Genomic DNA, 14,337 nt, shown 5'->3' with positions numbered 1-14,337 from the left:
ATCATGAGCTGTAGGCCGAGTTCTCTTCGACGTATGCGTGCGAGAGGTCGGTGGTGCGAATGTCGGCGTAGCCGTCACCGATCGCGAGGTCGACTACGATGTGGATGTCGGCGCCCGACAGATCCACATCGCGCGCGCCGGGAGTGCCGGTACCTTCCCGGTACACCACGGACCCATTGAATGACACGGTGATTCGGTCGGGATCCAAAGCGACCGGGGCCATCCCGACCGCCGCCACCACCCGGCCCCAGTTGGGGTCGGAGCCGAACACCGCGGTCTTGACCAGGCTGTCGCGGGCAATGAACCGCGCGGCGGCCAACGCGTCGTCTTCGGTGGCCGCCCCGGTCACCGTCACGGTGACGCGCTTGGTGACACCTTCGGCGTCGGCCTGCAACTGAGCACATAGATCATCACACACCCGGAGCACCGCATCGTCGAGATCGGCTTGCGAGGGCATGATTTCGCTGGCGCCCGACGCCAGCAGCAAGACGGTGTCGTTGGTCGAGCAACTGCCGTCGATGTCGAGTCGGTCGAATGTGCGTGCCGTGGCCCGCCGCAGCGCCCGCTCCAAAGCCGTCGCGTCGGCCACAGCGTCAGTGGTGATCACGCACAACATGGTGGCAAGTGACGGCGCCAACATGCCGGCCCCCTTTGCCATTCCACCGACCGTCCACTTGTTCTGATGATGCAGCGCAACCTGTTTGGGCACGGTGTCAGTGGTCATGATGGCGTGAGCGGCGTCATCCCCGCCAGTGAGCCCACCGTGCATCTCATGCACGATGTCGCTGGCACCCGCGAGCACCTTGTCCATGGGCAGCCGATCCCCGATCAGCCCGGTGGAGCAGACGGCTACCTCGATAGCGCCCGTCTCGGTGCCCCAGTCCGACAAGGCGGCAGCGACGGCTTCAGCGGTCGCGTGAGTGTCCTGGAACCCGCCCGGCCCGGTGCAGGCGTTCGCCCCACCAGAATTGAGGATCACCGCGCGCAGCCGTCCGGTGGATAGCACCTGCTGGGTCCAGAGCACCGGCGCGGCCTTGACCTTGTTGCGGGTGAAGACCCCGGCCGCCGTGTAGTCGGGTCCCTCGTTGAAAACCATCGCCAGATCAAGAGCGCCGGAAACCTTGATACCGGCCGCGATACCGGCGGCCCGGAAACCGGCCGGGGCGGTGACACCTTGAGCGCGAAGCAACCTCGTCAGGTCAGCAATGTCGGACGCGGGGTTGGTGACAGGATCGGTCACGGGGCCACTCCGACCACCGAAAGTCCTTCGGTTTCAGGCCAACCCAGCGCCAGATTCATCGACTGCACCGCAGCGCCTCCCGTTCCTTTGACCAGGTTGTCGATTGCGGCGATCGCTACGAACGTCGCAGCGTCCTCGTCCACGGCAACCGCAATGTGCGCAGCATTGCTGCCGATCACCGAGCCGGTGCGGGGCAGCTGCCCTGCTGGCATCAGATGAATGAAAGGCTCGACGTCGTAGGCTTTTTTGTAAGCGGCGCGGAACTGCGAAATCGGTGCGCGGGTGGGTGCGGTGCAGGTGGCGAGGATGCCGCGAGAGGTCGGGATCAGCACCGGGGTGAAGGACACGGTCACCTCACGATCGGTGACCGACCTCAGACCTTGCACGATTTCGGGAGTGTGACGGTGGGCGCCGCCGATGTTGTAGGCCCGCGCCGATCCGATGACCTCCGACCCGAGCAGATCCGTCTTCGCCGCGCGTCCAGCGCCGGAGGTGCCGCTGACCGCGACGACGGTGACCGCCGGTTCGATGAGGCCCTCCGCCACTGCCGGCAGCAGGGCGAGCAGCGCCGCCGTCGGATAGCAGCCGGGTACGGCGATGCGGCGCGCACTTCTCAACTTGTCCCGTCCGCCGGGCAACTCGGGCAACCCGTAGGGCCAGTTTCCGGCATGCGGGGAGCCGTAGAAGCGTTTCCAGGCCGCCGCATCATTGAGCCGGAAGTCTGCGCCGCAGTCGATGACCAGCGTCTCCGGTCCGAGTTGGTCGGCCAGCGCCGCCGAATGCCCATGCGGCAGGGCGAGAAAAACCACCTCATGGCCGCTCAACACCGCAAGCTCGGTAGGTTCGACGACGCGCCCCGCCAGGGGAACCAAGTGCGGATGGTGCTCCCCCAGCGAGCTCCCGGCACTGCTAGCCGCCGTCACTGCACCTATTGCCAGGCGACCGTCGGCGTAGGCCGGGTGCCCGAGGAGCAGGCGGAGAATCTCGCCCCCCGCATAACCACTGGCACCGGCAACTGCCACCCGTATCGCGTCGACCATCGGCCGATTGTGCATGGTTATGCAGAGCATTGCAAACTCATTCCCCAAGTGAGCGGTACCCGCACCGCGGGAGGGGAAGAGACCCCGCCGGCCCATGTCAATGCGACACGCCGAAGCGGCCTTCCCAATCTGTCAAACCGCTGATATACACGAGGGAGCAGTTGCTCTCTCGCACAGCTGATTTCGGGCAAAAAGTAGGACCGGAAGGTCAATCGCAAACTATAAGATTTCACCCGAAAATTCTTAGGAATAACGGGTTTAACCCTGTCTCCGTACGGGGATCTATTGCCCACGTGTTGCCCCTAGACGATCGGGCGTCGTTGGGTCGCGACTTGTTCCATTGGGGTCATCTGGGGAGATGGACATGTCCTTTGTCATTGCTGTGCCTGAATTCGTCGAAGCGGCGGCTGAACAGCTAGCCGGTATCCGTTCGTCGTTGGTTGACGTGAGTTCCGCTGCGGCGGGGGCAACCACTGAGCTCGTTCCCGCAGCCGCGGACGAGGTGTCTGCGGCGATCGCCCGGATGTTCGGCACGTTAGGTGCGGACTACCAAGCTGTCAGCGCCCAAGCCGCGGCCTATCACCAAGAGTTCGTCGGCCTGATGACACGCAGTGCGACGGCATACGCCGCTGCCGAGGCGGTCAATGGTTCACTGCTGCTGGACTTCGGCGGGTTCCTCAGCGGCCTGCAGAACAACTTCGCCAACCTTGCCGCACAGGTCAATGGTGCGCTGGGCACCACCTTCGGCATTCCCGGGCTGGGCGGTTCGATCGGCGGGTCCGGCTCGCTGATGGGCAGCCTGGACGCGGGAGCCGCGGTGCGGGCATTGACCTCGCTGCCCAGCCTCGGGGCCGGACTGGCTCTGCAGACCGGCGGGGCGCTCTCCTCGGGCCTGGGCGCCGGACTGGCCCAGACCGGACAAGTGATCGCCAACACCGGCGTCGCGCTGCAGAGCCTCGGTGCCGGACTGTCGGGCAGCGGCACCGCCCTGTTCGGCCCTGCGAACGCGGCCCTCGAGGCGTTCCTGACCACAGGAATCGGCGCCGACCTCTCCGCCGCTTTGACCGGCAGCCTCAACGCGAACTTCTCCGGACTGGCCGAACTCGCCCAGACGGGCGGCATGCTGGTCGGCAACTTCTTCGGCAACCTCTCCGGGCTGGCCTCCGACTTCAGCGCCACCCTGCCCGCTCTCGGCGCGCAGCTCAGCGGCGCGATCAACGGCGCTATCAGCGGCGGTCTGCCCGCGTTCCAGGCTGGCCTGAGTGGATTGATCAGCGCCGGCCAGAACCTGGCCGCCAACTTCAGCGCCACCCTTCCGACCCTCGCCGCGCAATTCAACGGCGCCCTGAACGCTGCCCTGAGCGGAGGTCTCCCCGCCGTTCAGGCCCTCATCAACGCCAGCCAGAATTTCGCCGCGAGTTTGGGTGCCGCACTGCCCGCATTGGCCGGACAGCTCAACGGCGCTTTGTCCGGCGCCTTCGGCACCGGCCTGGGCAGCCTCAACGCAGCCCTCAACGCCGCTCTGAGCGGCGGTCTGCCCACGCTGCAGGCCGGCCTGAGCGGACTGATCAACGCAGGTCAGAACCTGGCCGCCAGCTTCAGCGCGACCCTGCCCGCCCTGTCCGCAGCGCTCAACGGTGCCCTGTCGGGCAGCTTCGAGGCCAGCCTCGCCGGGTTGAGCGCTGCCCTCAATGGCACCTTGAGCCTGCCGGCCCTGTCCGCCGCACTCGAGGGGCTGGTCCAGACCGGCGCCAGCCTGGCCGGCAACTTCCCGGCCCTCGCCGCACAACTCGCGGGCGGCTTCGGCACCGGCCTGGCAAGTCTGAACACCGCACTCAACGCAGCGTTCAACGCCGCGCTCAGTGGTGCTCCGGCCTTCCAGGGCGCCCTGAATGCACTGCTCAGCGCGGGCCAGAACCTGGCCGCGAACTTCAGTGCAGCCTTCCCCGCGCTGTCGGCATCCCTTTCCGGGGCACTATCGGGCAGCCTGAGCGCCAGCCTGGCCGGACTTTCGGCCGCCCTCAACGGGGCGTTCAGCGGCGGGCTCAACGGGCTGACCGCCGCATTGAACGCCGCCTTCGGTGGCGGGCTCCCCGCGTTCTCCGCCGCACTCAGCGGCATCATCCAGACCGGGGCCAACGTGGCCGGCAATTTCAGCATGGCCCTGCCGGCCCTGGCCGCACAGCTCACCGGCAGCTTAGGCACCGGACTGGCGACCCTGAACGCTGCGCTCAACAGCACGCTGGCTGCCGCGCTGAGTGGAGCGCTGTCCGGCGGATTCTCCGCCACGTTCCCGGCCCTGAGCGCAGCCTTCCAGGGCGCGCTGAATGCCGCGTTGTCGGGCAGCCTGCCGGGGTTCCAGGCGTCGTTGGGTGCGCTCAACGGCGCATTGCAGGCCGCCCTGTCCGCGGCCCTGTCCGGGGCACCGGCATTGTCGGCGGGGTTCAACGCCCTGCTGGCCGCCAGCCAGAACCTGGCCGCCACTTTCGCTGGATCCCTGCCGGCGCTGGCCGCTCAGCTCTCGGGGGCGTTCGGAGCGACGTTGCCGACCCTGTCGGCGGCGTTCACCGGGGCGATCAACGCCGCCCTGTCCGGCAGCCTGCCAGCCTTCCAAGCCTCCCTGGGCGCCCTGTCGGGGGCGTTCAACGCCGCCCTGCAAGCCGCGTTCGCCGGCGCCCCGGCCCTGCAAGCCGGCCTCAACGCCCTGCTCAACGCCGGGACCAACCTGGCCGCCAGCTTCACCGGCGCCTTCCCGGCCCTAGCCGCCCAACTCTCAGCCGCTTTCGGCGGTGCCCTACCGGCACTCAACGCCGCGTTCTCGGCCACCCTGTCAGCAGCCCTGTCAGGCAGCCTGCCAGCCTTCGAGGCCTCCCTGGGCGCCCTCAACGCCGCCTTCCAAACCGCGCTCAACGCCGCCCTCAGTGGCGCTCCGGCCCTGCAAGCCGGACTCAACGCCCTGATCACCGCCGGACAGAACCTGGCCGCCACCTTCGCTGGTGCCCTACCAGGGTTGTCGGCCAGCTTCCAAGCCGCGCTGCCCGCGCTCAACGCCGCCCTCTCGGCGACCCTGTCGGCAGCGTTCTCGGGCAGCCTGCCGGCTTTGCAGGCCTCCCTGGGCGCCCTGTCCGGGGCGTTCAACGCCGCCCTTAACGCCGCCCTGTCCGGGGCCCCGGCCCTGCAAGCCGGCCTCAACGCCCTGCTCAACGCCGGGGCCAACCTGGCCGCCAACCTGGCCGCGGCCTTCCCCAACCTCTCGACAGCACTGAGCGCCATGCTCAACGTCAACCTCGACCTGGCCGGGCTCTCCGCGGCCCTGTCCGGAGCCCTCTCGGGCAGCCTCAACGGGCTCAGCGCAGCCTTCAACGCCGCGTTCTCGGGTGCACTGCCGGCCTTCTCGGCCTCCCTGGGCGCGATCAACACCGCCTTCCAGGGCGCGCTGAATGCCGCGTTGTCGGGCAGCCTGCCGGGGTTCCAGGCGTCGTTGGGTGCGCTCAACGGCGCATTGCAGGCCGCCCTGTCCGCGGCCCTGTCCGGGGCACCGGCATTGTCGGCGGGGTTCAACGCCCTGCTGGCCGCCAGCCAGAACCTGGCCGCCACTTTCGCTGGATCCCTGCCGGCGCTGGCCGCTCAGCTCTCGGGGGCGTTCGGAGCGACGTTGCCGACCCTGTCGGCGGCGTTCACCGGGGCGATCAACGCCGCCCTGTCCGGCAGCCTGCCAGCCTTCCAAGCCTCCCTGGGCGCCCTGTCGGGGGCGTTCAACGCCGCCCTGCAAGCCGCGTTCGCCGGCGCCCCGGCCCTGCAAGCCGGCCTCAACGCCCTGCTCAACGCCGGGACCAACCTGGCCGCCAGCTTCACCGGCGCCTTCCCGGCCCTAGCCGCCCAACTCTCAGCCGCTTTCGGCGGTGCCCTACCGGCACTCAACGCCGCGTTCTCGGCCACCCTGTCAGCAGCCCTGTCAGGCAGCCTGCCAGCCTTCGAGGCCTCCCTGGGCGCCCTCAACGCCGCCTTCCAAACCGCGCTCAACGCCGCCCTCAGTGGCGCTCCGGCCCTGCAAGCCGGACTCAACGCCCTGATCACCGCCGGACAGAACCTGGCCGCCACCTTCGCTGGTGCCCTACCAGGGTTGTCGGCCAGCTTCCAAGCCGCGCTGCCCGCGCTCAACGCCGCCCTCTCGGCGACCCTGTCGGCAGCGTTCTCGGGCAGCCTGCCGGCTTTGCAGGCCTCCCTGGGCGCCCTGTCCGGGGCGTTCAACGCCGCCCTTAACGCCGCCCTGTCCGGGGCCCCGGCCCTGCAAGCCGGCCTCAACGCCCTGCTCAACGCCGGGGCCAACCTGGCCGCCAACCTGGCCGCGGCCTTCCCCAACCTCTCGACAGCACTGAGCGCCATGCTCAACGTCAACCTCGACCTGGCCGGGCTCTCCGCGGCCCTGTCCGGAGCCCTCTCGGGCAGCCTCAACGGGCTCAGCGCAGCCTTCAACGCCGCGTTCTCGGGTGCACTGCCGGCCTTCTCGGCCTCCCTGGGCGCGATCAACACCGCCTTCCAGGGCGCGCTGAATGCCGCGTTGTCGGGCAGCCTGCCGGGGTTCCAGGCGTCGTTGGGTGCGCTCAACGGCGCATTGCAGGCCGCCCTGTCCGCGGCCCTGTCCGGGGCACCGGCATTGTCGGCGGGGTTCAACGCCCTGCTGGCCGCCAGCCAGAACCTGGCCGCCACTTTCGCTGGATCCCTGCCGGCGCTGGCCGCTCAGCTCTCGGGGGCGTTCGGAGCGACGTTGTCGACCCTGTCGGCGGCGTTCACCGGGGCGATCAACGCCGCCCTGTCCGGCAGCCTGCCAGCCTTCCAAGCCTCCCTGGGCGCCCTGTCGGGGGCGTTCAACGCCGCCCTGCAAGCCGCGTTCGCCGGCGCCCCGGCCCTGCAAGCCGGCCTCAACGCCCTGCTCAACGCCGGGACCAACCTGGCCGCCAGCTTCACCGGCGCCTTCCCGGCCCTAGCCGCCCAACTCTCAGCCGCTTTCGGCGGTGCCCTACCGGCACTCAACGCCGCGTTCTCGGCCACCCTGTCAGCAGCCCTGTCAGGCAGCCTGCCAGCCTTCGAGGCCTCCCTGGGCGCCCTCAACGCCGCCTTCCAAACCGCGCTCAACGCCGCCCTCAGTGGCGCTCCGGCCCTGCAAGCCGGACTCAACGCCCTGATCACCGCCGGACAGAACCTGGCCGCCACCTTCGCTGGTGCCCTACCAGGGTTGTCGGCCAGCTTCCAAGCCGCGCTGCCCGCGCTCAACGCCGCCCTCTCGGCGACCCTGTCGGCAGCGTTCTCGGGCAGCCTGCCGGCTTTGCAGGCCTCCCTGGGCGCCCTGTCCGGGGCGTTCAACGCCGCCCTTAACGCCGCCCTGTCCGGGGCCCCGGCCCTGCAAGCCGGCCTCAACGCCCTGCTCAACGCCGGGGCCAACCTGGCCGCCAACCTGGCCGCGGCCTTCCCCAACCTCTCGACAGCACTGAGCGCCATGCTCAACGTCAACCTCGACCTGGCCGGGCTCTCCGCGGCCCTGTCCGGAGCCCTCTCGGGCAGCCTCAACGGGCTCAGCGCAGCCTTCAACGCCGCGTTCTCGGGTGCACTGCCGGCCTTCTCGGCCTCCCTGGGCGCGATCAACACCGCCTTCCAGGGCGCGCTGAATGCCGCGTTGTCGGGCAGCCTGCCGGGGTTCCAGGCGTCGTTGGGTGCGCTCAACGGCGCATTGCAGGCCGCCCTGTCCGCGGCCCTGTCCGGGGCACCGGCATTGTCGGCGGGGTTCAACGCCCTGCTGGCCGCCAGCCAGAACCTGGCCGCCACTTTCGCTGGATCCCTGCCGGCGCTGGCCGCTCAGCTCTCGGGGGCGTTCGGAGCGACGTTGCCGACCCTGTCGGCGGCGTTCACCGGGGCGATCAACGCCGCCCTGTCCGGCAGCCTGCCAGCCTTCCAAGCCTCCCTGGGCGCCCTGTCGGGGGCGTTCAACGCCGCCCTGCAAGCCGCGTTCGCCGGCGCCCCGGCCCTGCAAGCCGGCCTCAACGCCCTGCTCAACGCCGGGACCAACCTGGCCGCCAGCTTCACCGGCGCCTTCCCGGCCCTAGCCGCCCAACTCTCAGCCGCTTTCGGCGGTGCCCTACCGGCACTCAACGCCGCGTTCTCGGCCACCCTGTCAGCAGCCCTGTCAGGCAGCCTGCCAGCCTTCGAGGCCTCCCTGGGCGCCCTCAACGCCGCCTTCCAAACCGCGCTCAACGCCGCCCTCAGTGGCGCTCCGGCCCTGCAAGCCGGACTCAACGCCCTGATCACCGCCGGACAGAACCTGGCCGCCACCTTCGCTGGTGCCCTACCAGGGTTGTCGGCCAGCTTCCAAGCCGCGCTGCCCGCGCTCAACGCCGCCCTCTCGGCGACCCTGTCGGCAGCGTTCTCGGGCAGCCTGCCGGCTTTGCAGGCCTCCCTGGGCGCCCTGTCCGGGGCGTTCAACGCCGCCCTTAACGCCGCCCTGTCCGGGGCCCCGGCCCTGCAAGCCGGCCTCAACGCCCTGCTCAACGCCGGGGCCAACCTGGCCGCCAACCTGGCCGCGGCCTTCCCCAACCTCTCGACAGCACTGAGCGCCATGCTCAACGTCAACCTCGACCTGGCCGGGCTCTCCGCGGCCCTGTCCGGAGCCCTCTCGGGCAGCCTCAACGGGCTCAGCGCAGCCTTCAACGCCGCGTTCTCGGGTGCACTGCCGGCCTTCTCGGCCTCCCTGGGCGCGATCAACACCGCCTTCCAGGGCGCGCTGAATGCCGCGTTGTCGGGCAGCCTGCCGGGGTTCCAGGCGTCGTTGGGTGCGCTCAACGGCGCATTGCAGGCCGCCCTGTCCGCGGCCCTGTCCGGGGCACCGGCATTGTCGGCGGGGTTCAACGCCCTGCTGGCCGCCAGCCAGAACCTGGCCGCCACTTTCGCTGGATCCCTGCCGGCGCTGGCCGCTCAGCTCTCGGGGGCGTTCGGAGCGACGTTGCCGACCCTGTCGGCGGCGTTCACCGGGGCGATCAACGCCGCCCTGTCCGGCAGCCTGCCAGCCTTCCAAGCCTCCCTGGGCGCCCTGTCGGGGGCGTTCAACGCCGCCCTGCAAGCCGCGTTCGCCGGCGCCCCGGCCCTGCAAGCCGGCCTCAACGCCCTGCTCAACGCCGGGACCAACCTGGCCGCCAGCTTCACCGGCGCCTTCCCGGCCCTAGCCGCCCAACTCTCAGCCGCTTTCGGCGGTGCCCTACCGGCACTCAACGCCGCGTTCTCGGCCACCCTGTCAGCAGCCCTGTCAGGCAGCCTGCCAGCCTTCGAGGCCTCCCTGGGCGCCCTCAACGCCGCCTTCCAAACCGCGCTCAACGCCGCCCTCAGTGGCGCTCCGGCCCTGCAAGCCGGACTCAACGCCCTGATCACCGCCGGACAGAACCTGGCCGCCGGCCTCAGTGCCGCCTTCCCTGGCCTGGCTGCGCAACTGGCGGCAACCTTCGGGGGCACTTTGCCTGCCCTCAACGCCGCCGTCAACGCCACATTATCGGCGGCACTGTCGGGCAGCCTGCCGGCTTTGCAGGCCTCCCTGGGCGCCCTGTCCGGGGCGTTCAACGCCGCCCTTAACGCCGCCCTGTCCGGGGCCCCGGCCCTGCAAGCCGGCCTCAACGCCCTGCTCAACGCCGGGGCCAACCTGGCCGCCACCTTCGCCGGTGCCCTGCCGGCCCTGTCGGCCAGCTTCAGCGCCTCCCTACCCGCGCTGAACGCCGCCCTCTCGGCAACACTGAGCGCGGCATTCTCGGGCAGCCTGCCGGCTCTCCAGGCATCCCTGGGCGCCCTGTCCGGGGCGTTTAACGCCGCGTTGAGTGCGGCTCTGTCCGGCGCCCCGGCCCTGCAAGCCGGCCTGAATGCCCTGCTCAACGCCGGGGCGAACCTGGCCGCCAGCATCAACGCCGCGTTGCCCAACCTCTCCGTCGCGTTGACCGGATTGCTCTCGGGCAGCGTGAACCTGGCCGGTCTGTCCGCCGTCCTCACGGGCAGCCTGCCGGCATTCCAGGCCAGCCTGGCCGCGCTCAATGGGGCCTTCCAGGCTGCCGTGAACGCAGCTCTGGCTGGGGCTCCTGCCATCCAGGCCGGCTTCAACGCGCTGGTCACCGCCGGGCAGAACCTGGCAGCCAGCTTCACCGGCGCCCTGCCGGCACTGGCCGCGCAATTATCGGCGTCCTTTGGAGCCACCCTGCCCGCCTTGTCGGCGGCGTTCACCGGGGTGATCAACGCCGCCCTGAGCGGGAGCCTGCCGGCCTTCGAGGCCAGGCTGAACGCCCTCAGCGGCGCCTTCCAGGCCGCGCTCAACGCCGCCCTGACCGGCGCCCCGGCCCTGCAAGCCGGCCTCAACGCCCTGCTCAACGCCGGCGCCAACCTGGCCGCGAGCCTCAACGCCGCTCTGCCCGACCTGTCACTCGCCCTCAACGCCATGATCTCGGGCAACCTCGACCTGGCGGGACTTTCCGCAGCGCTCAATAGCGGGATCACCGGCTTGGTGAACGCGGGTCAGTCGCTCTCGGCCGGGTTGTCGTCCAGTCTGTCCGGGCTGACCCAGACAGGCTCCGCGATCACCAGCAATCTGGTGGCGGCGCTGACCGGGAGCGGTGAGACCGGTGCCACGATCGCGGGCATCTGGCTGAACGCGCTCAACCAGGCCGCGACCGTCTTCAACAACGCCCTCGGCGCCAGCTTCGGAGCCAGCCTCTCCGGGTTCGGCCAAACCGGTGGAGCCCTCGTCGCAGGCTTCGAGAACGCCCTGGCAGGTCTCACCCAGACCGGCGGCACGTTGTTGACGTCCCTCAACAACGCCGGCCTGACCCTCGGCGCCTCGATTCGCAACGTCCTGCTGAACCTGCAACTGGCCCTGCAGGCCGCATTGAACGCCAGCTTCGGCGTCTCGGTCGGCACCTAGATCCCGGCCCTAGATCCGAGCCCCCGACGACGCGGCACCGGACGTGCGGCAGCAGCTGCCCTTCGGTGCCGCGTCTTTGGGCGGTGGCTACACCGCGGCAGCGCGTTGGGAGTGGCGCTGCAAAGCCGATCGCGCCCGAGCCACCACCTCGGCGCCGTCGGGAGCCGACTCCCGGTGAGCAGCGAAACGAATCGGGCCAAGGCTTGCCTGCAACGCGGTCAGCTGATCGGCATGCAAAGGCGAAACCTTACCCGCGTTGACCTGTGCCCAGTGCAGGAACGCCACGTCGTCCTCGGCTCCGAGCCTAAGTAGCAATCTCGTCACGTAGCGCAAACTGATCCATAGTTCCGTCCAATCGCCCACACGGTCCCAGTGGTCCAGCACGTCGTCGAACAAATGCGCTGCCGCCGTGGGATCACCGTGCACGGCTCGCGTCGCGGCGGCCTCCATCAACGCAATGCCATACCACCAGAAGTTCTGAACGTCCCCGGCCAGGCTCGCCGCTTCGTCGAACAAGGCCAGAGCTCGTGCCGGTTCGGCCCGCTTGAGCAGGAAGGCCAGTCCGAAGTAGGCGGTTGAGCGGGCTGTCGGGTTTCCGGTGGTTTCGGCGATGTCCACGCCTTCGCGCGCGGCGGGCAGATACGCATCGAAGTCGCCTCCCAGCACCCCGTGCAGTACTGCACCGGTGGAGAGCGTCTGTCCCAGCCTGATCGGGTTGCCGCCCCGCCGAGCCACCGCCACCTGTTCGTCCCAATAGCGCAGAACCCGTTCGACCTGTCCCTCATGCAGGTCCAGATCGGCGAGCACATCTCCGGGATAGGCGATCCGCGACGTACCGGGGCCGGGCACCCGCCCGCTTGCCAGGTCCGCCAGTCTTCGCGCGGCCCCATACTCACCGCGGGCCCACGCTCCCCGTGCGGCCGTGCCGACCACCGCGGGATACAGCGGATGTTCGGGAGCGGCAACCGAGGCGACGCGCTCGGCCCACCGGAACACCTCATATCCGACGCGGATGCCGAAAATCTCCGCACACGCCGCGATCAGTCGAAGCGCTAGGTCGATGTTCTGCTCAGCCATCGCCCGCTCGAATGCGGTGCGCAAGTTGTCATAGTCGGGCAGCACCCGTTCGATCCAGACACGTTCCTCAGCGGTCTCCACGCCGGCCCCCGCGCGCTCGGCCAGATCGGTGAAGTATTCCGCGTGCCGAACCGCCAGCGGATTCTCGATTCCCAGGTCCTGCAGGCGTTCTCGCCCGTACGCGCGCAGGGTTTCCAAGACCGCGTAGCGGGTGTGGTCGGTCAGGTTGCGCACCACCACCATCGACTTGTCGACCAGACCGGCCAGCAAATCGAGCGTCTCGTCCTCATCACCGCTGCCAGACATCGCGTGGGCGGCCGCCAGATCAAAGGACCCCGCAAACACCGACAGTTGCGCAAAAAACACCTGTTCAGCCTCGGTGAGCAACCGATACGACCAATCGATGGTGGCCACCAAACTCTGCTGACGTGGCAGTGCACCACGCAGCACACCCCGCAAGAACCCCAACCGATCCAGCCGCCGCACCACATCGGCTGCGCTCATCACCCGCATTCGCGCCGCGGCCAACTCCACCCCCAGCGGCAGACAATCCACCCGCCGGCAAATCTCAGCCACCGTCCCCGCCGGCTGCCCTTCCGCCCTGAAACCCGGCACACCGGCCCGCGCCCGATCCACAAACAATCGCGTCGCGTCCTCCACCGACAACGGCGCGATGGCCACCATCTGCTCGCCCTCAACCCCTAGCGGCTGACGACTGGTGGCCAGCACCGACACCCCTGGGCACTGACGCACGATGCGCTGGGCCAATCCCGCCGCCGCCTCCACCACGTGTTCGCAATTGTCCAGAACTACCAGCGCGGTCCGCGACCGCAGATACTCGATCACCGACTCCTCGACGCCCATCCCATGCTGCTGCCGCAACCTCAGTGCCGCCGCCACCGCATGGCCCACCGCCTCACCGTTGTCCAACGGGCCCAACTCACACAGCCACACCCCGTCGACAAACCGCTGTTGTTCTCGCCGCGCCACCTCCCACGCCAGCCGCGTCTTGCCCACGCCCCCCACCCCTACCAACGTCACCAGCGGCCCCTCCCCCACCGCCGCCACCGTCTGCGCCAACTCCCGCTCGTGGCCCACAAAGCTCGTCGCCCGACGCAGCAATTCCGAATGCGACCGTTCACACACCACCGGACGCACCGGCACTGCGTCCACGGTGACCGCAGGCTCGGCGCGATGGCGGGCGTCACCGGCGAGGATCTGCTGATGGACGCGGGCCAGGGCCGGGCTGGGTTCGACGCCCAGTTCCTCGACGAGCCGAAGCCGGGTGCGTCGGTAGGTGTCCAATGAATCGGCCTGGCGACCACACCGGTACTGCGCCAGCATCAACTGTGCGGCCAGCCGCTCATCGAGCGGATGAGCAGCCTGCGACGCACGCAGCTCCACCAACAGCTCACCATGACGTCCCGCCCCCAACGCCACGTCATTGCGATCCAGCTCCACCGCGAACCGCTCCGCACGCACCGCACTACGAACCTCGTTCACCCACGGCGTGTCCAGGAACGTGAAAGGCTCGCCGGACCAGACCTGCAACGCCTGATCGAACAACGCCGCAGCCTCGACCGGATCGGAACTCGCGCGCGCCCGCGCCGCCAGATCCCGGAACCGGTACAGATCCACTGACGACGCGTCCACACTGAGCACATAGCCTGACGGCCCCCGCGAGATCGTCACACCGTCGGTGTCGGTGAGCAGACTCCGCAGGCGAGATACGTATCCCGCCAGCGAGTTCCGGGCCCGGCGCGGCGGCCGATCCGACCACACACGATCCACCAACTGCTCCGGGGAAACCGCATGATTGGCATCCACCAGCAACGCCACCAACACACATAGCCGTCGGGCATGGCCGATCTCCAGCCGCCGCCCGTCCACCCACACCTCGACGTCGCCGAGCAGGCGGAACTCGACCGTCATTCGGCCCTCTCTTCCGGCAGCAAACACAGCGTGTCTGGTGAGACCAGAGCATACGTCGCTGCCGCGCCCACTCGGCACAGAATCCGGGCACGCGGCCTGCAGAC

Annotated in this window: 4 protein-coding genes; 1 reads left to right on the top strand and 3 read right to left on the bottom strand. The window is 69.4% G+C overall.

The annotated features are described in order from the left end of the window. Position 1 precedes the first annotated feature (1 nt). Entirely contained in the window at positions 2-1,240 is a 1,239-nt protein-coding gene (argJ, locus tag JX552_RS14110) for a bifunctional glutamate N-acetyltransferase/amino-acid acetyltransferase ArgJ (protein WP_205877963.1), read from the bottom strand. Then, a complete protein-coding gene (gene argC, locus JX552_RS14105; RefSeq protein ID WP_431195950.1) occupies positions 1,237-2,280 on the bottom strand; it encodes an N-acetyl-gamma-glutamyl-phosphate reductase in 1,044 nt (347 codons plus the stop codon). Before argC ends, argJ begins: the two co-directional genes overlap by 4 nt. Positions 2,281-2,644: 364 nt before the next feature. Here argC and JX552_RS14100 point away from each other — a divergent pair, with 364 nt between their 5' ends. Next, positions 2,645-11,224: a PE family protein gene (locus JX552_RS14100; RefSeq protein ID WP_205878788.1), complete on the top strand. Its 8,580-nt coding sequence runs from the start codon at positions 2,645-2,647 to the stop codon at positions 11,222-11,224. Positions 11,225-11,311: 87 nt separating this feature from the next. On the opposite strand, the gene JX552_RS14095 is transcribed toward JX552_RS14100, so the two are convergent. Next, the gene (locus tag JX552_RS14095) at positions 11,312-14,233 is read right to left on the bottom strand and encodes an ATP-binding protein (protein ID WP_205877962.1); all 2,922 of its coding nucleotides are present in this window, start codon (positions 14,231-14,233) and stop codon (positions 11,312-11,314) included. Positions 14,234-14,337 lie beyond the last annotated feature (104 nt).

Source organism: Mycobacterium gordonae (assembly GCF_017086405.1).
Lineage (GTDB): Bacteria > Actinomycetota > Actinomycetes > Mycobacteriales > Mycobacteriaceae > Mycobacterium > Mycobacterium gordonae_D.
Note: the sequence above shows the minus strand (reverse complement) of the source record. Positions and strands in the feature narration are given on the sequence as shown.